Origin of the sequence: Aminipila butyrica (genome assembly GCF_010669305.1) — a bacterium.
Lineage (GTDB): Bacteria > Bacillota > Clostridia > Peptostreptococcales > Anaerovoracaceae > Aminipila > Aminipila butyrica.
The window spans coordinates 1,269,045-1,294,211 of record NZ_CP048649.1; the positions used below are offsets into that span (position 1 = coordinate 1,269,045).

The 25,167-nt window shown below is 48.4% G+C and carries 20 protein-coding genes; 16 read left to right on the plus strand and 4 right to left on the minus strand.

Annotated features, from left to right (window positions below; translation table 11 throughout):
- Nucleotide 1 precedes the first annotated feature (1 nt).
- From rnc to Ami103574_RS06215, 12 genes are read left to right on the plus strand one after another with little or no spacing between them, the layout of a single operon-like run.
- A complete protein-coding gene (gene rnc, locus Ami103574_RS06160; protein ID WP_163067936.1) occupies nt 2–697 on the plus strand; it encodes a ribonuclease III in 696 nt (231 codons plus the stop codon).
- Entirely contained in the window at nt 679–4,245 is a 3,567-nt protein-coding gene (gene smc, locus Ami103574_RS06165) for a chromosome segregation protein SMC (protein WP_163065797.1), read from the plus strand. Before rnc ends, smc begins: the two co-directional genes overlap by 19 nt.
- 20 nt (nt 4,246–4,265) lie before the next feature.
- Nucleotides 4,266–5,162 (plus strand): signal recognition particle-docking protein FtsY, encoded by an 897-nt coding sequence (gene ftsY, locus Ami103574_RS06170; RefSeq protein ID WP_163065798.1) that lies wholly within the window; start codon nt 4,266–4,268, stop codon nt 5,160–5,162.
- On the plus strand, nt 5,155–6,480 hold the full coding sequence (gene der, locus Ami103574_RS06175) for a ribosome biogenesis GTPase Der (protein ID WP_163065799.1): 1,326 nt from the start codon (nt 5,155–5,157) through the stop codon (nt 6,478–6,480). The genes ftsY and der overlap by 8 nt, the downstream gene beginning before the upstream one ends.
- Nucleotides 6,481–6,521: 41 nt before the next feature.
- On the plus strand, nt 6,522–7,154 hold the full coding sequence (plsY, locus tag Ami103574_RS06180) for a glycerol-3-phosphate 1-O-acyltransferase PlsY (protein WP_207710526.1): 633 nt from the start codon (nt 6,522–6,524) through the stop codon (nt 7,152–7,154).
- A gap of 11 nt (nt 7,155–7,165) precedes the next feature.
- Complete coding sequence (locus Ami103574_RS06185) at nt 7,166–8,167, plus strand: NAD(P)H-dependent glycerol-3-phosphate dehydrogenase (RefSeq protein ID WP_163065800.1); 1,002 nt, start codon at nt 7,166–7,168, stop codon at nt 8,165–8,167.
- Nucleotides 8,168–8,203: 36 nt separating this feature from the next.
- A complete protein-coding gene (miaB, locus tag Ami103574_RS06190; RefSeq protein WP_330587224.1) occupies nt 8,204–9,583 on the plus strand; it encodes a tRNA (N6-isopentenyl adenosine(37)-C2)-methylthiotransferase MiaB in 1,380 nt (459 codons plus the stop codon).
- Nucleotides 9,584–9,613: 30 nt separating this feature from the next.
- Complete coding sequence (gene iorA, locus Ami103574_RS06195; RefSeq protein ID WP_163065801.1) at nt 9,614–11,383, plus strand: indolepyruvate ferredoxin oxidoreductase subunit alpha; 1,770 nt, start codon at nt 9,614–9,616, stop codon at nt 11,381–11,383.
- Between the two features lie 2 nt (nt 11,384–11,385).
- Nucleotides 11,386–11,958 (plus strand): indolepyruvate oxidoreductase subunit beta, encoded by a 573-nt coding sequence (locus tag Ami103574_RS06200; RefSeq protein ID WP_163065802.1) that lies wholly within the window; start codon nt 11,386–11,388, stop codon nt 11,956–11,958.
- Nucleotides 11,959–12,013: 55 nt separating this feature from the next.
- A complete protein-coding gene (locus Ami103574_RS06205; RefSeq protein WP_163065803.1) occupies nt 12,014–12,913 on the plus strand; it encodes a bifunctional enoyl-CoA hydratase/phosphate acetyltransferase in 900 nt (299 codons plus the stop codon).
- A 33-nt stretch (nt 12,914–12,946) separates the two neighbouring features.
- Complete coding sequence (gene buk, locus Ami103574_RS06210; protein WP_163065804.1) at nt 12,947–14,017, plus strand: butyrate kinase; 1,071 nt, start codon at nt 12,947–12,949, stop codon at nt 14,015–14,017.
- 17 nt (nt 14,018–14,034) lie between these two features.
- Nucleotides 14,035–15,237, plus strand: a complete 1,203-nt coding sequence (locus Ami103574_RS06215; protein WP_163065805.1) for a pyridoxal phosphate-dependent aminotransferase — start codon at nt 14,035–14,037, stop codon at nt 15,235–15,237.
- Between the two features lie 64 nt (nt 15,238–15,301).
- On the opposite strand, the gene Ami103574_RS06220 is transcribed toward Ami103574_RS06215, so the two are convergent.
- From Ami103574_RS06220 to Ami103574_RS06235, 4 genes are all read right to left on the minus strand, one after another.
- The gene (locus tag Ami103574_RS06220; protein WP_163065806.1) at nt 15,302–16,483 is read right to left on the minus strand and encodes an anti sigma factor C-terminal domain-containing protein; all 1,182 of its coding nucleotides are present in this window, start codon (nt 16,481–16,483) and stop codon (nt 15,302–15,304) included.
- A gap of 3 nt (nt 16,484–16,486) precedes the next feature.
- Nucleotides 16,487–16,969, minus strand: a complete 483-nt coding sequence (locus tag Ami103574_RS06225; RefSeq protein WP_163065807.1) for an RNA polymerase sigma factor — start codon at nt 16,967–16,969, stop codon at nt 16,487–16,489.
- A 116-nt stretch (nt 16,970–17,085) separates the two neighbouring features.
- Nucleotides 17,086–19,143 carry a M56 family metallopeptidase gene (locus Ami103574_RS06230; RefSeq protein WP_163065808.1) on the minus strand — a complete coding sequence of 686 codons (2,058 nt, stop codon included), beginning with the start codon at nt 19,141–19,143 and terminating at the stop codon, nt 17,086–17,088.
- Nucleotides 19,140–19,523 carry a BlaI/MecI/CopY family transcriptional regulator gene (locus tag Ami103574_RS06235; protein ID WP_163065809.1) on the minus strand — a complete coding sequence of 128 codons (384 nt, stop codon included), beginning with the start codon at nt 19,521–19,523 and terminating at the stop codon, nt 19,140–19,142. Before Ami103574_RS06235 ends, Ami103574_RS06230 begins: the two co-directional genes overlap by 4 nt.
- A gap of 173 nt (nt 19,524–19,696) precedes the next feature.
- Here Ami103574_RS06235 and spoIVA point away from each other — a divergent pair, with 173 nt between their 5' ends.
- The 4 genes from spoIVA to Ami103574_RS06255 all read left to right on the plus strand — a co-directional run bounded on the left by spoIVA (nt 19,697) and on the right by Ami103574_RS06255 (nt 24,761).
- Complete coding sequence (gene spoIVA, locus Ami103574_RS06240; RefSeq protein WP_163065810.1) at nt 19,697–21,175, plus strand: stage IV sporulation protein A; 1,479 nt, start codon at nt 19,697–19,699, stop codon at nt 21,173–21,175.
- Between the two features lie 153 nt (nt 21,176–21,328).
- Nucleotides 21,329–22,606: a sialate O-acetylesterase gene (locus tag Ami103574_RS06245; RefSeq protein WP_163065811.1), complete on the plus strand. Its 1,278-nt coding sequence runs from the start codon at nt 21,329–21,331 to the stop codon at nt 22,604–22,606.
- Between the two features lie 55 nt (nt 22,607–22,661).
- The gene (locus Ami103574_RS06250; RefSeq protein WP_246213207.1) at nt 22,662–24,032 is read left to right on the plus strand and encodes an MFS transporter; all 1,371 of its coding nucleotides are present in this window, start codon (nt 22,662–22,664) and stop codon (nt 24,030–24,032) included.
- A gap of 54 nt (nt 24,033–24,086) precedes the next feature.
- Nucleotides 24,087–24,761, plus strand: coding sequence for a hypothetical protein (locus Ami103574_RS06255; RefSeq protein ID WP_163065812.1), 675 nt, complete (start codon nt 24,087–24,089; stop codon nt 24,759–24,761).
- Nucleotides 24,762–25,167 lie beyond the last annotated feature (406 nt).

A 25,167-nucleotide genomic window follows, 5' to 3' on the forward strand; every position in this document is an offset into this window, starting at 1 on the left:
CATGGACTTTCAAAAAAATATAGCGTACCAGTTTCAAGAGGGGGACTACTTGGAAAAAGCTCTGACCCATAGTTCTTTTGTCAAGGAAAAGGAACAGCGGTGCGGAAAGGATAATGAGCGGCTGGAATTTTTAGGGGATGCGGTTTTCGATGTGATTATCAGTGAAGCGTTGTACAAGCTGCTGACCAGCGACAGCGAAGGGCGGTTGACCAAGCTGCGGGCTTCCGTCGTCTGCGAAAAATCCTTAGCTAAGCAGGCCAGACGGCTGGAATTGGGTAAATTTCTGCGAATGGGCAGAGGGGAAGAAAACATGGGCGGCAGAGAGCGGGACTCCATTCTGGCAGATGCTATGGAAGCTGTCATTGCCGCTATTTTTTTAGACGGCGGCTTTGAAGCTGCCAAGGCGTTTGTTCTGCAGACCTTTCAGGAGACGATTGAAAACGCCGTTTCTGGAAAACTCTCCCGGGACTATAAGACAGAGTTACAGGAACTCTTGCAGACCAACGGAGACATTCGTATTCATTACCGCGTGGACAAGCAGGAGGGGCCCGATCACGACAAGACCTTTTACGTATCCCTTTTCGTCGAGGGGAAAACCTTGGGCAACGGTGTGGGGAAGAGTAAGAAAGAGGCGGAGCAGAACGCTGCTCGCTATGCTTTAGAAAGCAGGGGGGATAAATGTATTTTAAAAGGATAGATATGCATGGCTTTAAGTCCTTTGCCGAACCGGTTTCCATCGAGTTCAACCATGGGATTACTTGCATAGTGGGCCCCAACGGCAGTGGCAAGAGCAATATCAGCGACGCTCTGCGCTGGGTATTGGGCGAGCAGAGTCCGAAGACCCTGAGGGGGGGGAAGATGGAAGACGTGATTTTCGCTGGAACAGCCAGTCGTAAATCTCGAGGGATGGCTGAAGTCGTGTTGGTCATCGATAATTCCACTGGTATTCTGCCGATTGACTATAGTGAAGTTGCCATCACCAGAAGAGTTTTCCGCTCCGGAGAGAGTGAATATTATATCAACAATAACCCCTGTCGGCTGAAGGACATTCGGGAGCTGATTATGGATACAGGCATCGGCGTAGATGGCTATTCCCTCATCGGGCAGGGTAAGATTGCTGATATCGTCAGCAATAAGCCGGAAAGCCGCCGGGAAATTTTCGAGGAAGCTGCCGGTATTGTCAAATACCGGAGTAAAAAGGCTGAAGCAGAGCGAAAACTGGACGCCACCAGTGGAAATTTAGATCGGGTTGACGACATCGTAGGGGAAATCGAAGGCCGTATCGGCGGGTTGGAAGAAGACAGCCGGAAGGCCAAGGAATATCTGGAACTGCGGGATTCTTACAAAGAACTGGAAATTAATATTACCTTAAAGAACATAGAAAACTTAGAGCTGAAAAACGAATATTTGAAAGATGACATTACTCAGCTTACCAGCCGCATAGAAGACTTAAAAGAAGAACGGATTCGTCTGGATAGGGATTTGTCAGACAGTCAGACCAAAAGTCAAGAGTTGGAGCGTCTCCACAATGAGGCCAGAGATAAACTGATTCGCAGCATGGAAGAAATTAACCTGTTGGTCAACGAAGGCAAGTTGAAAGAGGAAAAACGAGCCTCCATGGAAAAGGAGGAAGCTCGACTGAAAGATGAATTGGCGTCTTTGGCACAGAAGCTGGAAAAGGAACAGAGTAACCTGGAGGAACTGAGCCAGACTAAAGGGGAGATGGACCGCAGAATGGCCCAATTAGATCAGCAGCTGGCAGAAAAGACGGATACATATGCCCGGCTAATCGCTGATCAGGCAGCCATGGCTGCTCAGATTGACAGAGGTAAAGATAACTTATTTCAGCTTCACGGGAATATGAGTGAAAAGAAAAGCGAAATTCACAGTTTGGAGAGTTTGAAAAGCGCTTTAGATCGTCGAAAGGGGCAGTTGCTGTCAGAGCAGGATTCAGCAGATGATCAAAACGACGGCATGTTGGAGATTCAGCGGGAAGCCCTCCAGGAAAGAGATCAGCTGAAAGACAGACTAGTTCAGTTGAGAGCCGAAGGAGCAGCCTTGAAGCAAGCCCATCAAGCGGATCGGCAGAGAGAGCAAGAGCTGACCAGAAAGACGGAAGATTTTCGCCTTTCTATGGGTCAGCTTTCCGCCCGTAAGAAGACCATTGAAGAAATGGAGAGTAATTATGAGGGGTACAACTCTGCTGTAAAGTACGTAATGAAAAACGGATTTTCAGGAGTTCATGGGGTGGTGGCAGATTTAATTCAGGTGCCACCAGGATTTGAGATTGCGGTGGAGACTGCCCTGGGAGCAGCCATGCAGAACATTGTTTGCCAATCGGATCAGGATGCGCAAGCGATTATTCGTTCTCTGAAAGAGAACAAGGCCGGCCGGCTGACCCTGTTGCCGCTCCAGTCCATCCGCAGCAGCACACCCAGTGCAGACAACCGCTTGCGTCAGGCCAGCGGCTTTTTAGGCCTGGGAACAGAGTGTATCGAATTTGACGATAAATATAGAAAAGTAATGGAATACCTGCTGGGTCGGGTAGCCGTAGTAGATGATTTGGCCAATGCCGTTAAATTGTCTAAGCAGGCTTCCGGAGGACTGCGGTTTGTGACACTAGAGGGAGACGTCATCAATTCTGGGGGAGCCATCACCGGAGGTACGTATCGGAATAACACCGCTAATCTGCTGGAGCGGAAAGGTGAAGTGACGGCCTTGCAGGAAAAGCTGGACAAGACCGATGCAGAGAGGAAGCGGCTGCTGGCAGAGCTGGCAGACATCAAGCAGCGTATAACCACAGATAGTCAACGACTTCAAAAACTGGAGAAGGAATATCGGGATGGAGAAATGGAACTGCTGTCAGCAGAAAACCGTATCTCCGTCTTTGAGGGAAATCTGCGAAATTTAGAAGAAGGGGGCAGTAAGCGGCAGCGGGAGCTGGAGAGTATCCACAGTGAAGAAGCCTCTGCCGACGAGATGATTGCTAAGCTTAGTCAGGAGCTTCAACAAGGAGAGGCCCGGCTGAAGGAGCAGGAGGCTGCTATCGAAGAGCAGGTGGCTGCTTTGGAACAATTCCGTCAGCAAGTGGAGACTGGCAGTGAGAGCATTACCAAGGCCCGAATTGAAGCCACTGCCTGTGAACGAGAGAAAGCCAGTGTGGATTCGCTGGTGGAGCGGATTCAGCTGTCCATGGAAGAGGTTCGACGGGAACAGACCGGCAGACAGGCGGCCTTAGAAAAATTGTTGGAAGAAAGGGAACTTTTGCTCCACGGAAGCAGCGATGGAGTTTCGCTAAAAGAGAAGGAAGAAGCAAGAGCTTCGCTGGAAGAATATATTGAAGAGCTGACACAGGAGCGGTCTCAACTGAACCGAGCACTCAGTGAAAAGACGGCGAGTCGGAATTCTCTGGAGGAGACGATCAGTGCCTGCCAGTCTCAGAAATATGAGTTGGATATCAAAGAGGCCAAGAACGAGACACAGTTGGATTCTTATAAGAATAAACTGTGGGATGAGTTTGAGGTTTCTTATTTACAGGCTATTGACTTTAAGAAAAAAGAATTTAACATGAACGAGGCTGTAAAAATCAGCCGGGAGGTAAAGACCCGGATTAAGGCTCTCGGCGAGGTGAATGTCGGTTCCATCAAGGAATACGAGACCGTTCGGGAACGGTATGAATTCCTTTCCGAACAGCGGGCAGACATTCTCCGAGCGATGGATTCCTTGAAACAGATTATTGAGGATATGGATAAGACCATCCGCAGCCGATTCAAGGAAAGCTTTGATTTGATTGTGGAAAACTTCGAGGCGGTATTCCAGGAACTCTTTGGGGGAGGACAGGCCATGCTCCGGCTGGAAGATGAAACCAAGCCTTTAGACTGTGGCATTGAGATTATTGCCCAGCCTCCTGGCAAGAAGTTACAAAACCTAAACCTGATGTCCGGCGGGGAGAAGACGATGACAGCCATCGCCCTGATGTTTGCTGTGCTGAAGGCAAAACCGACCCCTTTCTGTATTCTGGACGAAGTGGAAGCGGCCTTGGACGATGCTAATATTGAGCGATTTGCCGGCTATTTAAAACACTTCAACAACATCCAGTTCGCACTGGTCACCCACCAGAAAGCCACCATGGAGCATGCCGATGTGCTTTACGGAGTGACCATGCCGGAACAAGGGATTTCCAGAGTTTTGTCGTTAAAGCTAGGAGACAGAATCGATCTGGAGGAAGAAGCGAAAGCTATATAAACACATAAAAGGAGAAGCACATGCTATTTGATAAACCCAAAAAGTCATTTTTCGGGAAATTGTCTGAAAAAATTTCAGAGGTATTCCTGGGCCGGACGGTGGATGAAGAACTGCTGGAGGAGTTGGAAGAAGTATTAATCACTTCCGACATTGGCATGGAAACCACCATGAAAATCATCGGCCAGCTTCGGGAGGACGTGCGCAAGCAAGGTCTGACCACGGAGCAGCAGGTGAAAGACCGTATCGCGGCCATTGTGGAGGGCCTTGTAGATAAAGGCGACCAGCACCAGATTTGTGGGGCTACACCGCTGGTCATCTTAATGATTGGTGTCAACGGCGGAGGCAAGACGACCTCCATCGGCAAGCTGGCCAACCGTTTCCGCCAAGAGGGTAAGACGGTGCTGCTGGCAGCAGCGGATACCTTCCGGGCAGCTGCGGGAGAACAGTTGGAACTGTGGGGGCAGCGATCCGGCGTGAACGTCATCAGTCACCACGAGGGAGCGGACCCTTCGGCAGTCATCTTTGATGCCATTCAGTCCGCCAAGGCTAAAAAGACGGACGTCCTGATTTGCGACACCGCAGGACGTATTCAGACCAAGAAAAACCTGATGGTAGAACTGGAAAAGATGAATAAGGTTGTCAGCCGGGAATATCCGGAGGCAGCCAGAGAGACTTTACTGGTGCTAGATGCCACCACAGGAAAGAACGCCGTATCTCAAGCCAGAGAATTCGGTGAAATTACAGATATTACGGGAATTGTGCTGACGAAGCTGGATGGAACAGCAAAAGGCGGCATTGTTATAACCATAGCGGATGAATTCGACCTGCCGGTGAAGTTCATCGGGGTAGGAGAAGGCATGGATGACCTGAAAGCATTTAATCCGGCGGAATTTGCAGGAGGATTGTTCAATGAGTAAACCGTTAGTGGCCGTGGTGGGTAGGCCAAATGTAGGAAAGTCCACATTTTTTAACCGCGTAGTAGGCCGTCGGGTCTCCATCGTAGAGGATACACCAGGAGTGACCAGAGACCGAATTTATGCAGAAGCGGAATGGTGCGGCACGCACTTTGCCCTTATTGATACAGGCGGTATTGAGCCCAATACCAGCGATGTGATTTTATCTCAGATGCGGGAACAGGCGGAAATCGCCATGGAAACCTCCGACATTATTCTCTTCATGGTAGATGGTAAGGATGGATTGACTCATGCGGACACAGAGGTAGCCGGCATGCTCCGGCGGACGGGAAAACCGGTACTGGTCGTGGCGAACAAGATTGATAATCCGCAGAATCTGCCAGAGCACTTCTATGACTTTTATGAGTTGGGTTTGGGAGAGGTATTTGCTATCTCTTCGGCTAACATGCTGGGCCTGGGAGAAGTACTGGATTGCATCGTAGAGAACTTCCCGGAAGGGGACCTTACTGACGACGAAGATATCACCAAAATTGCGGTGATCGGTAAGCCTAACGTAGGTAAATCCTCCATCATCAATAAGCTGGTGGGTGAAAACCGCGTTATCGTCTCCAGCATTGCTGGTACGACCAGAGACTCCATCGACACACCTTTTGAGTGGGATGGAGAGGAATTTATTTTAATTGATACGGCGGGAATTCGTCGAAAAAGCAAGGTTACAGAAAATATTGAACGGTACAGCGTCATCCGGGCGGTGGCAGCCATTGAACGGTGCGACGTCTGCATGCTGATGATTGATGCCGTAGAAGGCATTACCGAGCAGGATAAGAAAATTGCTGGCGTGGCTCACGAAGCGGGCAAAGGCATCATGGTCGTGGTCAATAAATGGGACCTGATTGAAAAGGAGACCAACACCATGAAGAACTATGAAAAGGAAATTATCCAGGAGCTGCCATTTATGAGTTATGCGCCTGCAGTATTTATTTCGGTGCTGACAGGCCAGCGGGTAAACAACGTGATGGCTATGGCTAAGACCATTGCCGAGACTAGAGCTATGCGGGTTCCTACGGGTCAGCTGAACAGTCTTATTGCGGATGCTACGATGCTTCAGCCGCCTCCATCGGACAAGGGCAAGCACTTAAAGATTTATTATGCTACTCAGGTAGGCGTAAAGCCTCCGCTGTTCTCCTTCCAGATTAACAAGCGAGACTTGATGCACTTTTCTTATGCCAGATATCTGGAGAATAGGATACGGGATTCCTACGGATTTAAGGGTACATCTTTAAAGTTTGTATTCCGGGAGAAGGGTGAAAAAGAAGAATAAATGTCACTGTTTGGCTAAAGAAGAAGTGAGAGGAAACCAACATGTTTACTTCAAATGAAGGAATGGCCATCGCCATCCTGGGCGTAGGGGCGGTCATCGCCTATTTTATGGGGAATATTTCGCCGGCGATTCTCATCGGTAGACTTTACGGCGTTGACATCAAGTCAGAAGGCAGCGGCAACGCGGGTACGACCAACGTGCTCCGGGTTTTGGGCAAGAAAGCTGCCGCAGCTACGCTGCTCATCGATGTGCTCAAGGGCGTTTTTGCAGTGCTTTTAGGTAAGCTGGCAGCCGCCTACTTTTTAGAGCCGAAGTTAGGGCCTTATATGGTCATGGTCTGCGGACTGGCCGTGTTCTGCGGTCACATATGGCCCATGGCCTTTGGATTTAAAGGGGGAAAAGGCGTAGCTACCGCCTTCGGTGTGCTGATGGCGGTGTCTCCCCTCTTAGGATTGGCAGAGCTGGCCATTGTAGTGGTGGTGGTAGCTGTCAGTCGTTTTGTTTCTTTAGGCTCTGTCGTAGCCGCTGTCGCATTTCCTTTGATTGTAAATTATTATGACCCCACTTATTTAGGCTGGGGTTTGCTTATGGCACTGATTGTGCTTTATAAGCATAACGTCAATATTTCTCGACTGGTCAAGGGAGAAGAATCAAAAATCAGTTTTAAAAAGTAGGAGGCTCACATATGAATGTTAAGAAAATAGCTGTCATCGGAGCAGGAAGTTGGGGCACCGCTTTAGCCGTGACTCTCAGCAGAAAAGGCCATTTGGTCCGAATCTGGGACGTGAACAGTCAACACCTGGAGCAGTTGAAGGCTGATCGGGAAAATGTCAAATATCTGCCGGGGATTGCCTTTGACAGCAATTTACAGCCGGTGGATACGGTGAAAGCGGCCATGGCGGATGCTGATATGGTGGTTTTTTCCGCGCCCGCTCAACATTTCCGCAGTGCGTTAGACAGCGCACTGCCGTATATCAGTCAGGATATGATTGTGGTCAATGTAGCCAAAGGGATTGAACAAAAAACGTTGAAGCGTATGTCGGAAATCGCTCGGGACAAGATGGTCAACATGAAGTATGTGACCTTGTCGGGCCCTTCTCATGCAGAAGAGGTAGGCCTGGGTATTCCTACTACCGTAGTGGTAGCTTCAGCAGATATTAAACTGGCAGAACACGTTCAGGATGTTTTTATGACAGATAAATTTCGAGTGTATACCAACAGCGATGTGATCGGTGTCGAGTTGGGAGGAGCATTGAAGAATATCATTGCTTTAGGTGCTGGCATATCTGATGGCATGGGCTACGGCGATAATGCTAAGGCGGCCATGATGACCAGAGGCATAGCCGAGATTACCCGGTTAGGTGTCAAGCTGGGAGCTGACGCTCATACCTTTGCGGGATTAACGGGCATCGGTGACCTGGTGGTTACCTGTACCAGTATGCACTCTCGTAACCGCCGTTGCGGCATTATGATTGGCGAGGGCATGAACCCTAAAGAAGCTACGGAGAAGGTGGGGATGGTGGTAGAAGGGATGTACACCACGGAGGCCGCTTATCAGCTGGCCAAGCGAGAAGGGGTGGAAATGCCTATTACGGAAGGTATTTATGCCGTTATCAACAATCAGATCAATGCCCGAGATGCGGTAAACAATCTGATGACCCGGGATAAAAAAAGCGAGATTTACTGATATCAGCAATGAAAAGATTGCTGCGGAGGATTAGTTTTGAACATAGAAAACAGAACAGACGGACAGACGCTAAGGTATCACATTATTACCTTTGGCTGTCAGATGAACGAGCATGATTCGGAGACCATGGCCGGCATGCTCAATGAAAAAGGATTTGCAGCAGAAATAGACAAAGAGCAGGCTGATTTGGTCATCATCAATACTTGCAGTGTGCGGGACAATGCGGATAAACGGTTTTTCGGCACCCTGGGCCAACTGAAAAAGATAAAGGAGCGAAATCCTGGGTTTGTGGCCTGTGTATGCGGCTGTATGATGCAGCAGCAGCACGTTATCGACGAAGTGAAGACCAAATATCCTTGGGTAGACCTGGTCTTCGGCACTCATAACATTCACGAGTTCCCTCGGTTATTGGATAACGTTATTGGAGAGAGACAAAAGATTGTGGATGTTTGGCAAGAGGGTGGCGCCATTGTGGAAGGTTTGCCAGTCAAGCGGCTGTATGATTATAAGGCCTTGGTGAATATCATGTATGGCTGCAACAATTTCTGCACCTACTGTATTGTTCCTTATACCAGAGGACGAGAACGGAGCAGGCAGCCGGAAGAAATCATTCGGGAAGTAAAGGAGCTGACCGCCACCGGCGTTAAGGAAATTACCTTGCTGGGGCAAAACGTGAACTCTTACGGAATCAGTCACCACGAAGAGGGCTACTGGGCGGGGGAGGGAGGCATGGACTTTGCCGATTTGATTTATGCTTTAAACGATGTAGAAGGGCTGGAGCGAATCCGCTTTATGACTTCTCATCCCAAAGACTTATCCGACAAACTGATTCAAGCATTCAAGGACTGTTCTAAGCTTTGCAACGCCATTCACCTGCCAGTTCAGTCTGGCAGTGATCGGGTACTGAAGCGGATGAATCGAAAATATACGAGGGCAGACTATTTGACCCTAATTGAAAAGCTGAGGCTTGCTGCGCCCCACATAGCCATTACTACCGACCTGATTGTGGGCTTTCCCGGAGAGACCGAGGAAGATTTCCAGGATACGATGGATTTGGTAGAACAGGTGCGGTATGATTCCGCCTTTACCTTTATTTATTCCATAAGAAAGGGTACTCCGGCGGAAGATTATGAGGATCAAGTGCCGGAAGAGGTGAAGCATCAGCGGTTTAATCGGCTGCTGGAGCGAATTAACCAAATCTCGGGCGAGATTAACCAGACCTATGAGCATACAATTCAGCAGGTGCTGGTAGAGGGTATTAGCAAAAGCAAGAAAGGTGAGGGCCTGTTAGCCGGACGAACGGAATCAGCCAAGCTGGTCAACTTTCCAGGAGACCAAGAGCTGGTTGGACAGATCGTTCCGGTTCACATAACAGAAGGAAAACAATTTAACTTAAAAGGCATCATGGAGAGCTGACCATATGGAAAGACGAAAAGGAGGCTGATTATGAAAACCATTATGACGGGAAATGAGGCGGTGGCAAGAGGAGCCTATGAAGGCGGGACTGTCTTTGCATCCGCCTATCCGGGAACACCCAGCACAGAGATTCTGGAAAACATCGTGGCGTACAAAGAAGATATCTACTGTGAGTGGGCCCCTAACGAGAAGGTAGCCTTGGAGGCGGCCATCGGCGCTTCGGTGGCGGGGGTCCGATCGATGGCGGCCATGAAACATGTAGGTGTCAATGTGGCGGCAGACCCGCTGTTTACCTTTGCCTATACGGGGGTGACCGGCGGATGTGTATTGGTTTCAGCAGACGATCCCGGGATGCACAGTTCCCAGAACGAGCAAGATAACCGCAATTATGCGGCGGCAGCTAGAGTGTTGATGCTGGAGCCTTCTGACAGCCAGGAGGCCAAGGATTTTATGAAGCTGGGATTGGAGCTGTCTGAACAGTTTGATACCCCGGTGTTGCTGCGGATGACTACGAGGGTTTGTCACAGCAAGGGTCTGGTAGAGCTCGGGGACCGGGTGAACATGCCGGTTATTCCGTATGAGAAGAAGATTAAAAAGTTCGTAGCCACGCCTGCTAACGGAAAAGTCATGAGAAAAAATATGGTTCAGCGTCTGAAGGACATGGAAGACTATGCCAATACGACGCCAATTAATCAGCCTGAGTATAACGGCACAGAAATAGGTGTCATTACTTCTGGTGTTTCCTACCAGTACGCCCGAGAAGTTTTTGGAGAAGAGGCCTCTTATTTAAAGCTGGGGATGACCTTCCCTGTGCCGATGGATTTGCTTCGGGAATTTGCTGGCAAAGTAAAAACGGTCTATGTCATTGAGGAGATGGATCCATATCTGGAAAACCACTTGAAGATGGCGGGCATTGCCTGTATCGGCAAGGAGGTCATTCCGGAATACGACGAGCTGAATCCAGATATCGTGCGCCAAGCCGTGTTCGGCAAGGAAGCACAAGGTATTCAGGCAGGCAAGGAAGCGGTAGTTAGGCCGCCTACACTGTGTGCCGGGTGTCCTCACCGCGGGTTCTTTTACGCCTTGAGCAAGAAGAAAAAGGTTATGATTACCGGAGATATCGGTTGCTACACCTTGGGATCGGCACCTCCTCTTTCGGCCATAGATACTTGTTTCTGCATGGGAGGCAGCATCAGTTCCGGCCATGGAGCAGCTCAGGCTTTAAAGAAAGCGGGTAACGAGGACCTGCGCGTGGTGTCCGTCATTGGTGATTCCACCTTTTTCCATTCTGGCATTAACAGCCTGATGGATGCCGTCTATAATAAGGGCTGCAACACGACGGTGATTTTAGATAACCGCATAACTGGTATGACTGGGCATCAGGAGAATCCAGGCACTGGCTATACCCTTATGGGTGAATCTGCTGTGGAGGTAGACATTCCTAAGCTGTGTCAGGCCATCGGCGTGAAGGATGAGAACCTGTACATAGTGAATCCAAACAAGCTGAATGAGGTAAGTAAGGTTCTGGATGAGGCCATGGCCAAGGACGAACCAACGGTGGTTATCACCAGATGGCCTTGCATCCTGAAAAAGTTTAGTCCTCAGGATAAAGAGGAATTCGACTTATCACCGAAAAAATGCGCCATCGATCAGGAGAAGTGCCGAAAGTGCAGAATGTGTGTAGGCGTAGGCTGCCCGGCTATCCATTCGGGCGAACGGGTGGAAATCGACCCGGCAACCTGTACCGGTTGCACGGTATGCAAGCAGGTCTGTCCTTTCCAGGCTATTGAGGAGGTGTAGGCATGAGTGACGTAAAGAATATTTTATTGGTAGGCGTAGGAGGTCAGGGCACCATCCTGGCCAGTAAGATTCTCTCAGAAGGCTTGGTAGAGGCTGGATATGATGTGAAAATGTCAGAGATCCACGGCATGTCTCAGCGGGGCGGCAACGTTAGTACGCAGATTCGCTACGGCAAGAAGGTGTATTCCCCGATTGTAGGCAAGGGGGAAGCCGACGTAATTGTGGCTTTTGAAAAGATGGAAGCTTTGCGGTGGATTGAATACCTGCGGGATGGGGGAAAGATGGTAATTAATGACTTTGAGATTCCATCGGTGCCTATCCTCATGGGTCAGGCAGAATATCCGACAGAAATTCTGGAGGAGTTGTCTGCCAAGGCTTCCGTGCTGGCAGTAAAGGCGGCAGAAATTGCCCAGAGCCTGGGCAATAGCAAAGCCATGAACATTGTTCTGCTGGGGGCCTTAGTCCGGGCCATGAACGTGGAAGGGGTAGACTGGAAGAAAGCTGTAGCCAGCAGTGTAAAGGAAAGTTTTATCGAGCTGAATCTAAAGGCTTTTGATGCAGGATACAACCTGTAGCTGGATAGGTCGAACCATATAAGGCCATAAGGCCAACAGAGGCGGTGAGGATGAGATGAAAGACTTTAATGAGTTGATTCAACTGGTTCAGGAGAGGCCACAAAAGAAAAAAGTGGCAGTGGCAGGGGCTCACGATGAGCACACCTTGGAGGGTGTTTATCGGGCCTTCGAACAGGGCTTGGTGGAACCCGTTTTAATAGGGGATCGTCAGGAAATCATTGAAATCATGGAAAGGGAAGGATTTTCTTTCCCGGTATCCGACATCATCGATATCAGGGATGAGCAGGAATCTGCCAAAAGAGCGGTAGAGCTGATTCGTGAAGGTCAGGCTGACTTTCTGATGAAGGGAAAGCTTCAGACCGCGGATTTGCTGAAACAGGTGGTTCATCGGGAGCACGGGTTGAAGGATTCGGAGGTTATGTCCCACGTAGGGCTCTTTGAAGTGCCCGGTTGCTCTAAGCTCTTGGTTATTACCGATGGAGGCATGCTGCCCCATCCCGACTTGCAGCAAAAGGTGCGGATTGTAGAAAATGCGGTTAAGCTACTAAAAAATTTGGGCTATGACACGGTGAAAGTGGCTGCTTTAGCAGCGGCAGAAGTGGTGAATCCCAAGTTAAAAGAATCCACTGACGGAGCGGAGCTGAAACGGATGAATCAGGAAGGCCTGTTAACGGATTGTTTAGTGGAGGGGCCTATTTCCTATGACTTGATGATTAGCGAAGAAGCGGCCAGAATCAAGGGCTATGGCAGCCCGATTACCGGCGATACCGATATTCTTCTGGTGCCGGACATGGCTGCCGGCAATATTCTGGCTAAGGCCCTGATGTATCATGCAGGGGCCCGGATGGCCGGAGTTATCGTAGGGGCGAAGGTCCCTATCGTGCTGGTATCCAGAGGAGCTAGCTCGGAGGAGAAGTTTTATTCCTTAGCTTTGGCGGCGGCAGTAGCCCGGTAAATAAGCGAGAGGAATAGGTGGAAGGAGAAGCGTATGAGTTACAAAATTTTGGCTATTAATCCTGGGTCCACATCCACGAAGCTGGCGCTCTATGAGAATGAGGCCAGAATATTTGAACGGTCCCTGCCCCATACAGCTAAGGAGCTGGAGCCTTTTGAGGAGATTTTAGACCAGTTTGAATTTCGAAAGAAACTGATTCTGGAAGCCCTGAGGGAGGCCAATGTAGACTTGCAGGAGCTGTCGGCAGTGGTCGGCCGAGGCGGCATGATGCCGAACATGAAGGCGGGCGGGTATGTAGCCAACGAGGCCATGGTGAATACCCTTCGGGAAGGGCTGGCTTCTCCTCACGCCTCCAACCTGGGGGCCTTGCTGGCACGAGATATCGCAGCACCTATGGGGATTCCTGCCTACATTTATGATGCAGTAACGTCTGATGAGATGGAGCAGGTAGCTCGGTTTACTGGCATGCCAGAGGTCAGCCGAAAAAGTTTTTGCCATGTGCTGAATATGCGGGCTGTATCACGGAAAGTTGCAGTGAAGTATGCCAAGCGGTATGAGGATATGAACATTTTGGTGGCGCATTTAGGGGGCGGAATCAGCCTCAGTGTCCATCATAAAGGGAAGATTGTGGACTGCATCCGAGATGATGAAGCGCCGTTTTCTCCAGAACGGGCAGGGACCATTCCGGCACTGGAACTGGTAGATTTGTGCTATTCTGGCCAGTACACCCGGCAAGAGATGATTCGCAAGTTTCGAGGCAAAGGAGGGCTGAAAGCCTATCTGGGCACTCAGGATTTGCGGGAAGTACTGGATATGAGTCAAAACGGCGACAAGCTGGCGGCAGATTTGCTGGAGGCGGAGGTCTATCAGATTGCCAAAGCAGTGGGGCAGTTGGCACCAGTATTGAGCGGTAAATACGATTGCATCATCCTCACCGGAGGCATGGTCTATTCGGAAGAACTGGTGGAAAAAATCCGAGAGCGAATTTGCTTTATCGCTCCGGTGGAGGTCGTGCCAGGAGAGTTCGAGATGGAAGCATTGGCCCTGGGTGCTTTGAGAATGATTGACGGTCAGGAACAAGCTAGGGAATACGTACACCCGTAAAGAGGAGGTTGGAGAAAATGATTGCAAAGAGTATGGAAAGCTATGTAAAAGGAAGTTCTGTCATTCGGGCCATGTTTGAAGAGGGAGCTCGGCTGGCCAAAATTTATGGACGGGAGAATGTCTACGATTTTAGCTTGGGTAATCCGAACGTGGCTCCGCCCAAGGAGCTCAAAGATTCGGTTATAGATATTCTGGAGTCTGAGGAACCTACTTTTGTCCACGGCTATATGAATAACGCAGGCTATGAAGATGTGCGAAACACCATTGCCCAGCATTTAAACAAACTGCATGGAACCCAGTTTACGGATAAAAATATCCTTATGACTGTAGGGGCCGCAGGCGGGCTTAACGTGATTTTGAAGACATTGATGGACCCAGGGGACCAGATTTTAGTTTTCGCCCCTTATTTCGGAGAATACAGAAGCTATGCAGCTAACTATGGTGCAGAGTTGGTGGTGGTACCGCCTAATCTGCCTACTTTCCAGCCGGACTTAAAGGGCCTGGAACAGCGCATTACAGAAAAGACAAAAGCGTTAATCCTCAATTCACCGAACAATCCGACAGGCGTAGTTTATTCGGAAGAGACCATCAAAGCGATTGCGGCTATTCTGAATAAGAAGGCGCAGGAACTGGGGACAGATATCTACATTATTGCCGATGAACCTTATCGAGAATTGGTTTACGATGGAGCCGTTGTGCCGTACCTTACAAAGTATTACAAAAATACGGTGGTGGGTTACTCCTATAGCAAATCCATGTCATTGCCGGGAGAACGGATTGGCTACTTAGTGCTCCCTGATGAGTTGGCGGATTTTGAAAATGTGGTCAGTGCGGCTACCACAGCCAATCGGATTTTGGGATTTGTCAATGCGCCATCCATTATGCAGCTGGCGGTGGCTAGGTGCATTAATGCCTCGGTGGACATTAATATTTACAACAAGAATCGGGAAACTCTGTATCAGGGATTGAGCGATTTAGGCTATGAGTGCACGAAGCCGGAAGGTGCTTTTTATCTGTTTATGAAATCCCCTTTGGCAGATGAAACTGAATTTTGTCAAATGGCTAAAGAACAGCGAGTGCTTCTGGTGCCGGGCAGTTCTTTTGCCTGCCCAGGTTACGTGCGGTTGGCTTACTGTGTGTCCTATGACACGATTCTGGGTGCTCTGCCTCAGATGGAGAAGGTTATGGCGCAGATTAAAGCCCTTCCAAACCAAGGTTGACCGCAGATAGGCTGCTGCCAAATTCAAAATCAAGGCTTAGAAGGGCTGAGCGGATAGGTGACTGTCAATCTGGAAAATTAGACAGTCGCACTCCGCTGACGTAAAAATCGGCAGGAGATTCCTGTGTTAAAAAGGTTTGAACATCTTGGACATTTCCACTGATTAATAGTCCATAGATGTTCAGGCCTTTTTTGTCCACATAGTTTAACACCCCTTGGTAGTAATCGGCGTTGATTCCGTTTACGGAGGTCATGGCATCAAGGAATGGAGACCGATCGGAGAGATAGGCCAGCAATGAAGTAAAATGCGTTGACCAGATACTGGCCTGATTAGCTGCATCAGAGGAAGTACCCAACAATTGAAAGAAGGGGTACTTTTTTTCGTCTAGGGTGTCCTTTTCTAAAATGGTTCCAAATGAATCTGGAGCAAAGCCAATGGTCGTCGGCATATAGTCATCACTGCTGGCAACCGCAGCATAGTAAAAGTCTAGATCCTCTTGCCAATTTTGATACAAATCCGAAAACTGTTCTAGAGTTAAATCCTTAGATAACGTGACATACACGGCGGCACGGCATGAATCCGGAAGTTGCGCTAAAGCATCCAGATCTTCTTTCACATGTACAGTAGGAGAGAGAGCGGTTTCGCCAGTTTCATCATAGGCGAATTTCCCTTCCCGGCTGCCAAAAGCGTTTACCAAGGGAAAATGCCAATAGCCATTGGGCGTATCGCTGTTGTTGCCAAAACTCTTTCCGCGAATAATCTGCCCGGAATAATCTTCGCTTTTTCCTGCGAACAGATTTTGTTGACGGAGGCGTATCTGATAAGAGCCCAGCCCATCCTGCCAAGCCTCAGCCCAGTAGGTGGAGTACCCGGGCGAATGCAGTTCAGTGAATGCCATCATATCTACCGCAAGCTGCCCGTCACCACCGTAGGTGGTCTGTATTCCTCGATTAGGGTTATAAAAATAGAGGTTACAGCTGGCAATGACAGCCGTTGCCAAAGCGGCAGTGGATAGGAGAATCGCCAAGATGGTACAAAAAAGCTTAACATTTACCTTTCTAGCTATTTTTTTTGCAGAAGGTACATCGTGGGATTCATCTAAGGGCGGTAGACTTTCGGTGAACTCTTCCGCTAAGAACTCGCTGATGGCCTCATGTTTTTCAATTTCTTTACGTATGCTATCGGACTCCTCAGGAGTGGCGGCTCCCTTTTTATATTGATCCAACAGATCGCGAGATACATGCATAATTCAGTCCTCCTGTAAAATATTTTTGAGTCGGATGCGGGCCCGGCTCAGGGCGGTTTTAATGGAGCCCGGTGTGCGCTCTGTAAAAGCAGCAATTTGATGAATACTGCAATCTAAAAAATAAAACATCGTCAGCAGCTCCCGATCCGACTGGGAAAGCTCCTTCATGGCAGCAGAAAGCTGCTGCTTTTTTTCATTTTGCAGTAGCATTTCCAAGGGATCTTCACCAGTGGAAAGGACCGTTTCTTCTAAAGGCAGCATTTCTTTAGGGCCTTTTCGGCAGCAGTCAAAAAACAGATTCCGGCAGACTCGTAAAAGCCAGTATTTTATGTTAGGTACATGCTTATCCAGTGCCAGCATAGCCTTATAGAAGGTGTCTCCAGTCAGGTCTTCAGCCATGTGAACATTCCCGCAAAGAGCGTAGGCGTAAAGATAGACTTGTTTCGAATATAGACGGTATACCTCGTCCAAGGCATCTTTTTTCACACACCTCATCCTTTCCTGTTCATTCACCCTAAAAACGCAGAATCGCCAAAAAGGTTACAAGAGATTTTAGTTATTTACAACTGGAATAATTTTATGATCTCTTTTTCTGGAGATATTCAATTCTGGTTTAATGAAAAATAGAGGATTACTTCTTGCTCATCGTAAAATTGGATGCGGATGGTTTGACGGCCTTTTTGGTAGAGGCCGCCTAGTTTTGTATGTTTATATAAGTCTCGGGTTGTCTGCCAACCAGCTTGATTTAATGTCTTAAGATATTGCTCCATCTGCTGGCGGCTGACATCTTGATAAGCAGCAGCGCAGTACCCATTCTGGTCATCCGGTGCAAACCAAAGCAGATCAGGGAAACTTGGCCGCGGAGCACTTTGCGTGTACTTGTTTTCAAGCCATGAATCTGTGGTCATCATTTCAACTGATTGAGCTAATTGTGAGTAAAGCTGAGGGGATAGGATACTGTATCGGCCATGGGCACCCGACTGAAGGACGGCGGTACCGTCTTTTTTTAAATAGGCATAATAATCACGGCTTTCAACAGCTTCTGGGAATACCTGCCGGATGAGATAGCCCCCTTCCAAGGTAGAGGCATCAACGCCTTCCCCTGGGGCGGATTTGACCATATAATCCTCGATAATACTTAATGCCAGCTGTTGGTCGGCGAGAAAGTTATCCTTTAGAACCTCCCCATTTTTTCCGATCTTGAAAATATTGTATTGGGCAAAGGCGTCCGCCCTTGCGAAAAGAGTAAGCAGCTCCTGAAATTTTTCCGGGCTTTCCCCATACCCCCGTACATCACAACCGACTGTTTCGTTAACCCAGGTGCGGTCGTAGTGAAAAGATGTTTCCTCTTGTTCGGTATCCAGCATTGTTATATATAAATCTTCTACATTGTCAATCAAGGCAAATATAATCAACGCATCCAGGTTAAATCCACTGCGTTCATAGGATGCTGTTTCATCTCCTTGAAGAATCCACTCTATGCCCCGCTCATTTCCCGTTGTGCGCAAGGCAAAGTGATCCGGTTGAAAGCCTTCTGGCAGTGGCAAAAGGCGAAGCAGCTTGCCCACTGCGGAATTATTTCCCACATAAGGTGTCTTTGCGGCCCATAGATCTTGTGCATGGAGCACTTGATTTTCGCTGTTGCCGACAGCGTAATCTCTTGTTGTGTCACTGTTCTGAGCCAGAGAAAGCGGTTCTTTTCTGGCCGCTCCTCCGAAGGTAAGCGCCACTGCTGTCAATGCAACCACCACCACGATGCACCAAGTAAACATAAGGGTTTTCGGTTGTTTGGCAATGCACATAATGCGCTCCTTTATTTCTTTATTGCCTCCAGTCATCGTGGTGGCACAGCAAAAAATGTCAGAAGGCTTTCGCGGAGCGGTCATCATCTCAATCAGTATTCTGCCATATTCCAAACGGTTTTCTGGCCCGATTCTGCCAAGAGTTCTCTCGTCACAGGCCAGCTCACTATCTCTGCGGGACAGGACAACCGCCATCCACACGAATGGATTAAACCAGTGTATACACAAGCAGAGAATGCGGACAAAAGACCAGATCTGATCCTTTTGGTCGTAATGTGTCAGTTCATGGGCAATCACATATTCTGTTCGTTTTTTGTCGGAAAAGCTCTTAGGAGTGATATAAATAGCAGGTTTGCTGATTCCGTATAAACAAGGGGAAGACAGGCCTTCTGCCATATAAACAGGCAATGGGCATGATGGCATGTCTACTTTCTTCCTTAAGTGTTTGAGCTTTCGAAGAAGACGAATGTTGGAGACGGCAAAGAAGCCTCCGCTGATAGTCAAACCGCTGAGCCAGATCCAGCGTGCTGTAGATTCCCAGTTGACGCGGCTTGCTGTAGTGATTGAATCGCCTAATGCGTTCTGAACGCTTGGTATTGTTGGAGAATCGTCAGGTAATAACGCCTTATTTATAAAATTGGTCGGTTCTGCGGCTGCTGGATAATCCCTTGTCAAATCGGCGAAAGCATTCATCATACTGACTGGATTTTCAAATAGGGAAAAGGGTAGGAGCAGCCGAATCGCTACCAGCAGCCACAAGGCATATTGCAGCCGCAAGGAAATTTTGCCCCGAAGCAGATACCGCAGAGCGGTAATCATGAGAATTAAAGCAGAAGATGTAATGATGGTTTCTATCATTTTTTCTCCTCCGCTTCCTGCAAGATGGTGTAAAGTTCGTCGATTTCCTCTTTGGTAAGCTGTTTTTTGCGCACTAAGGTGCTCATCATCAGACTGGCAGAACCATCAAAGGCTCGTGCCAGCAGGGAACGGGTTTCGGCTATGGCTGCATCGTCTCGGGCAACATTTGGGTAATAGTGTTTTGCCCGTCCTACAACCTCATAACGAAGGAGCCCTTTCTCCGTCATGCGTGCCAGCATCGTTTGCACCGTGCTGCGGCTCCAGCCGGGATTTTCTTTTAATTCATGACAAAGCTGGACATAAGTGCGGGGAGCTGTCTCCCAGAGCTTCTCCATAATGTGCCATTCGCTTTTTCCCAGAATATGATTATCATTTACCATGGTCATTCTCCTTTGCACGACATTCGTCGTTCATTTTGAACAGCATATCATATTGCATGACTACAGTCAAGCAATCAACATAAAATCACCTTTTTACATTGTACCAAAAAAGAGAATAACTTGGTTACCTCATTCATATATTGTATCAGTATTGTACGGAAGGGGTATTTTTTATGGAGAATTTGAACATATATGAAAGTATCTGGGAAAGGACGCAGGGTGATATCTACGTGGGCATCGTAGGGCCGGTCCGCACTGGAAAATCCACTTTCATTAAGAGATTCATGGACCTTTTGGTGGTGCCCAACATCGAGAACAGCTATGTAAAAGAACGGTTGCAGGATGAACTTCCTCAGAGCGGATCCGGGAGGACTATCACCACCACCGAACCTAAATTTGTGCCTGCGGAGGCTGTTCCTTTTCAGCTGGAAGGCAATATGAACTTTAAGATGCGCATGGTGGATTGCGTAGGCTATATGGTGCCGGGAGCTATGGGACACGTTGAAGAAGGAAAGGCTCGAATGGTTAGTACCCCTTGGAGTGCCAACAAAATCCCCTTTGAAGAAGCCGCGGAAGTGGGAACGAGGAAGGTCATTCGGGACCATTCCACCATCGGCATTGCTGTGACCACCGACGGCACCATCAGCGACATTGACCGGGAAGCATACTTGGGGGCGGAGGAACGAATTATCCGCGAATTAAAAGAGCTGAAAAAGCCATTTGTGGTTATTGTCAACAGTACAGAGCCTACGGGCCAGGCAGCCCGCAAGGCGACACAGGATATAAAAGATCGGTTCCAGGTACCAGTTCGGGCGGTGAACTGTGCGAAGATGAATGAGGCGACGGTTAAAGAAATTCTTAACGATGCCTTGATGCAGTTCCCAGCTTCACAAATTAACTTTTATTTTCCAGGATTTGTAGAGGGACTCTCTCAGGAGCACTGGATTAAGTCAGCCATTATTTCCGGCATTAAGGAATGGATTAAGGAACTAGATAATGTAGAACAGGTAAAGCAATCTATCAGCACTTTGGAAGATGGTCAGCTGATATCAGGTATCACCATTACCAATATGGATTTAGGCACAGGGGATATCGACGTCCAGGTGGAAATGGTCAGCGGGCTCTTTTACAAGGTGGTGGAAGAGCTCATGGAGCAGCCAGTGAAAAATGATTACCAATTCTTCGAACTGCTCAAGGAGTTTGCTTCCTCCAAGAAGGCTTATGATAAGCTGCGAGATGCGATGGTTCAGGTAGAGGAATGCGGCTACGGTATCGTTCAGCCAAAGCTGACGGAAATGGTCCTGGATGAGCCGGAAATCTTTAAGCAGGGCAATAAATATGGCGTCTGCCTGCGCGCTAAAGCCCCGTCCCTGCACATTGTCAAGACGAATATCTCCACAGAAATATCTCCTATTGTAGGCACGGAAAAACAGTCAGAGGACTTAGTCCGGTATCTGCTGACAGAATTTGAAAGTGAACCAGCTAAAATTTGGGAGACAAATATATTTGGAAAATCTCTCCAGGAAATGGTTACGGAGCAGATGGAGAACAAGTTATCTAATGTGCCGGAACACATCCGGGGCAAGGTACAGCGGTCCCTGCAAAAGATCAGCGACGAGGGCAAGGACTACTTTATCTGCATCATCCTTTAAAAAGAATAAGTTGGTCTGGCGAGGCAGAAAAGGAGCTGTATTCATGCAGTTCCTTTTTTTTCATTCCCATGAACTTTCAAGCAAAGCCTTTACTGTTTTGTAGAAAATTGGTATAATATAAATTGGTTTATACTAGAAAAAAGGAATAATGGAATGAATAGCAGCAAAAGAGCACGAAATTTTGTCTTTAGATTATTAGGTTTAATTTTTACAGTCATTCTCTTAGCTGGATGCAGCCAATCAGAAGAGAGTAAAATCAACCAGCTGATTCAGGTAGACGACAATCGCTATCAAATACAAGTTGAAGATGAAAACAGCTTGGTGCTTCGGTTGCCGGAAGGACGGCCCCGGATACCTCAGCTGAGCTGCAAGGGAGCCCAAGTGACCCAGGCTGTCTTTCCAGACGGCTATCAGGACGCCATGGCCAAAATTCAAACAGCAGACCAGTATTATACGGTGCGTTTTACCAAAGATGCGTCTCTGGGCTTTGAGCTGCAATATGACGACCGCTATAAGTTTACACCGAAGACTCTTGGGGTTGCTACTTTTACCAGCAGCAATCCGCAGGTGGCAAAGGTGGACGAACTGGGCAATGTAACGGTAGTTGGAGTCAGTGACCAAGGGGCTACTATTACCGCCAGTGATGGCAGCCAGGAGGAAAAGCTGGTGATTACCAGGACCATTAAGGCACCTCTGGATATCTACCTCATTACCGGACAGAGCAACGCCTCCTATTATTACGCAGAACCAGAAATGGCTACCGTGACGAAGCCGGGAACGGCCTACCACTACAGTGAGCTCGTCGGCGGCATGGAGATTTGCCCGATGAATGATAAAGACGGGGCGATGCAGCGAGGAAACCTGGAAGCGGCCATGAGCAGAACACTCTATGACCTGACAGGCAAAAAGGTTTTGCTGATCAACGCGGGAGTCAGCGGCAGGAAAATTGAAACTTTTCTGCCAGGAACCGGCGATTCCTATCGGTACATTGATCAGGTTTGGCAGAATATCCAGCGATATCTTCACGACGAGACGTATTTAAGTCACTACGAGCCCCGAATTAAAAGTTACATATGGGCTCAGGGCGAATCGGATGTGAATACGGCGGTAAGCATCTACAAAGCCGACTACATAAAGTTGCACCAGCTCCTGACCAGCCCAGATTACGGCTTTCAATATGGCTTTATCATTAAGGTGCGGTCAATATATGCCCAATCTGCTGAGGCGCAGGAAGAACTGGCTGATGAAAATGCAGATATTGCCATCGCCACCCGTTCTGCGGATAAATTCTCTGTGGAAAACGGCAAGATGCGCTTTGACGACCTGCATTATTCTCAGATTGGGGACAACTTGCTGGGCGAAGAGACGGCTAAAGCCATGGCTTTGGCTGACGAAAATGGCATCGATGCGGTCACCGGAAATTTCGATTGATTGACATTCGGTCAAAATGAATCATTATTTTTTACGAAAAGCACATAATAGAAACATGAGTAATATAGATAACAAAAAACAGCGGGCTACTCTTATCGTTGTGGTAGTAACCGCTTTCATAACCACATTTACGGGCAGTGCCCTGAACTTGTCTGTGCCGGATATCGGTTCGGAGTTCCAGGTCAGCGCCCAACTGGTGGGCTGGACCGTCACCGCGTATATGTTGGCCTCTGCGGCCTTTTCGGTACCTTTTGGGCGTATTGCCGATATTACTTCCAGAAAGAAAGTATTGGTAATGGGCATTCTCGTCTTTGCCCTGTGCTCTCTGGCTGCGGCTTTTGCTTGGAATATTCAAATCATCCTTGCGCTGCGAGCTGTTCAGGGGTTTGGAGCTGCTATGATTTTTAGCACAAATATCGCGGTACTGATCAGTGCTTTTCCGGAAACAGATAGGGGCAAGGTCTTGGGCTATTCTACAGCATCGACCTACATCGGCCTCTCGGCAGGACCGGTGTTAGGAGGCCTTTTCAACCACTATTTTGGCTGGAGATCGATCTTTATATTGACCTTTGCAGTTAGTGCTGTCGTCTTTGTTATAGCAGCTAAGGGACTGCCAAAGGCAGAAAAGAAGGAAGAAAAGGTAGATTACGATTTACTGGGCAACCTCCTTTATATCACCATGATTGTCTGCGTTCTCTACGGACTGTCGGCCTTTTCGGCTTCAGTACTGGCAAAGATTCTGCTGCCTGTGGGGCTGGGATCAGCGTTGCTGTTTGGACGGCACGAATGGAGAGTTCGTCAGCCTATCGTGGAGCTGCGGCTGTTTGCCCACAATCTGTCTTATACCTTATCTAACATGGCAGCCCTGATGAACTATGGCGCTACATTTGCTATCAGCTATCTGCTGTCCATCTATCTTCAGGTGGTCATGGGTTACAGCTCTCAGACCGCGGGCCTGATTTTGGTGGCTCAGCCGGTGGTCATGGCCGTTCTGTCCCCCTATACAGGCAGACTGTCGGACCGGATTTCGCCCTTCAAGCTGGCGTCTTTCGGCATGGGCCTGTGTGCCTGTTGCCTGTTGTTTTTCTCTTTTTTGTCAGAGAGCTTCCCACTATGGACTATTCTAGCAGCCCTGGTGGTAGCTGGAGTGGGGGTCGCTTTCTTCTCATCGCCTAACACCAATGCGGTTATGGCTTGTGTGGACAAGAAAGATTACAGTGTAGCATCTTCGCTACTAGCCACCATGCGGACAATTGGTCACACCTCCAGTATGGCCATCGTTACGTTTGTAGTCGGTATCAACATGGGCGCCACTGCGCTGGCAGAAGCTCAACCTCAGGTGCTCATAAAGACCATGCATATATCCTTTATGATATTTACCGGGATCTGCGCTATAGGGGTATTTTTCTCCCTGAAGCGGAAATAAGCTGCAGGTCATATCAGGTGTGATAAATCTAAGTTTTGTAGTTTAGGGAGTAACATGATGTTGAACAAAGATAGCAAGGATGCGACAATAGAGGAAGAAACCTCTGAAAAGACTGAAAAAAGGAATCCCAAAGAAGAACAGAAGGAAAAGAAACGAAAGAAGGCCAATGCAGCGGCCTATGACCGTGCAATGAAGAAAAAGCAGCAGGCTAAAAAGTCGGCAGCTGAAAAAATCCGCCGAGCTGATCTCAAAATCAAGAAGGCGGAAGAAGCTGCCAAGAAAAAGTCAGAGGCTGCTGAGAAAAAAGAGCAGGAAAAAGAAAAAAGCCTGGAAAAAATTTTTCTAAAAGAAGAGAAGAAAATTGAAAAAGCACAGCAGCGGAAAGAACAGCGAGCGGCCGCAAAGGCGAAGCAGAAGGAAGTGCAAGCTCAGAAAAAAGTGGAAAAGGCTCAGCGAAAAGCAGAGCTGGCCGCTCGGACGCCTATGCAGAAAAAGATTGACCGACGAATCAGGCGGAGACAGTTTTTATCTAAGCTGCTGATTTTTCTGCTGCTGGTGGTGGTGGTGCTAAGTCTGATAAACTTCGGGCCCATTCTCTTGGAAAAAACACATTTATCGGAGCTTACGTTTCAAGATGTGTATAAATACATAGTATCTAAAATACCAATTATCAATCAGCAAAAGGAACCGGCAGCCTGGATAGGACACTTGCGGCTGCCAAGTATGTAAAGGGGGGATGACACCATGTTCAACAGGAACAAGGATGCTGCCGGGGGAGACGGCTCCGAAAAGAAGAAGTCGGCTAAAGGCAAGCTAACCCCGGAACAGAAGGCCATCCGTAACAAGCAGAAGGTAGAACGAGCCGCTGCCGCTCAGGTACGCCGGGCGGAAAGTCAGGTGAAAAGAGCAGAGCAGGCCGTTCAAAATAGAGAAAAAGACGAAGAAAAGAAGAAAAAGGAAAAGGCAAAAAAGGCAGCAAATAAAGTAAAGGCCCAGGAAAAGAAAGCAAAGCAGAAGGAGAAGAAAAAGGAACAGCGGGCGGCGAACAAGATGAAGGCCCAAGAAAAGAAGCTGCGGCAGCAGGAAGCCAAAGCACAGCGGAAGGCAGAGCTGGAGGCTCGGACTCCCCTGCAAA

Excerpts from the sequence above, each read along its gene's own strand:
- rnc (WP_163067936.1), top strand. The coding sequence starts at position 2 with ATGGACTTTCAAAAAAATATAGCGTACCAGTTTCAAGAGGGGGACTAC.
- smc (WP_163065797.1), top strand. The coding sequence starts at position 679 with ATGTATTTTAAAAGGATAGATATGCATGGCTTTAAGTCCTTTGCCGAA.
- ftsY (WP_163065798.1), top strand. The coding sequence starts at position 4,266 with ATGCTATTTGATAAACCCAAAAAGTCATTTTTCGGGAAATTGTCTGAA.
- der (WP_163065799.1), top strand. The coding sequence starts at position 5,155 with ATGAGTAAACCGTTAGTGGCCGTGGTGGGTAGGCCAAATGTAGGAAAG.
- plsY (WP_207710526.1), top strand. The coding sequence starts at position 6,522 with ATGTTTACTTCAAATGAAGGAATGGCCATCGCCATCCTGGGCGTAGGG.
- Ami103574_RS06185 (WP_163065800.1), top strand. The coding sequence starts at position 7,166 with ATGAATGTTAAGAAAATAGCTGTCATCGGAGCAGGAAGTTGGGGCACC.
- iorA (WP_163065801.1), top strand. The coding sequence starts at position 9,614 with ATGAAAACCATTATGACGGGAAATGAGGCGGTGGCAAGAGGAGCCTAT.
- Ami103574_RS06200 (WP_163065802.1), top strand. The coding sequence starts at position 11,386 with ATGAGTGACGTAAAGAATATTTTATTGGTAGGCGTAGGAGGTCAGGGC.
- Ami103574_RS06205 (WP_163065803.1), top strand. The coding sequence starts at position 12,014 with ATGAAAGACTTTAATGAGTTGATTCAACTGGTTCAGGAGAGGCCACAA.
- buk (WP_163065804.1), top strand. The coding sequence starts at position 12,947 with ATGAGTTACAAAATTTTGGCTATTAATCCTGGGTCCACATCCACGAAG.
- Ami103574_RS06215 (WP_163065805.1), top strand. The coding sequence starts at position 14,035 with ATGATTGCAAAGAGTATGGAAAGCTATGTAAAAGGAAGTTCTGTCATT.
- Ami103574_RS06220 (WP_163065806.1), bottom strand. The coding sequence starts at position 16,483 with ATGCATGTATCTCGCGATCTGTTGGATCAATATAAAAAGGGAGCCGCC.
- Ami103574_RS06230 (WP_163065808.1), bottom strand. The coding sequence starts at position 19,143 with ATGATAGAAACCATCATTACATCTTCTGCTTTAATTCTCATGATTACC.
- Ami103574_RS06235 (WP_163065809.1), bottom strand. The coding sequence starts at position 19,523 with ATGGTAAATGATAATCATATTCTGGGAAAAAGCGAATGGCACATTATG.
- spoIVA (WP_163065810.1), top strand. The coding sequence starts at position 19,697 with ATGGAGAATTTGAACATATATGAAAGTATCTGGGAAAGGACGCAGGGT.
- Ami103574_RS06245 (WP_163065811.1), top strand. The coding sequence starts at position 21,329 with ATGAATAGCAGCAAAAGAGCACGAAATTTTGTCTTTAGATTATTAGGT.
- Ami103574_RS06250 (WP_246213207.1), top strand. The coding sequence starts at position 22,662 with ATGAGTAATATAGATAACAAAAAACAGCGGGCTACTCTTATCGTTGTG.
- Ami103574_RS06255 (WP_163065812.1), top strand. The coding sequence starts at position 24,087 with ATGATGTTGAACAAAGATAGCAAGGATGCGACAATAGAGGAAGAAACC.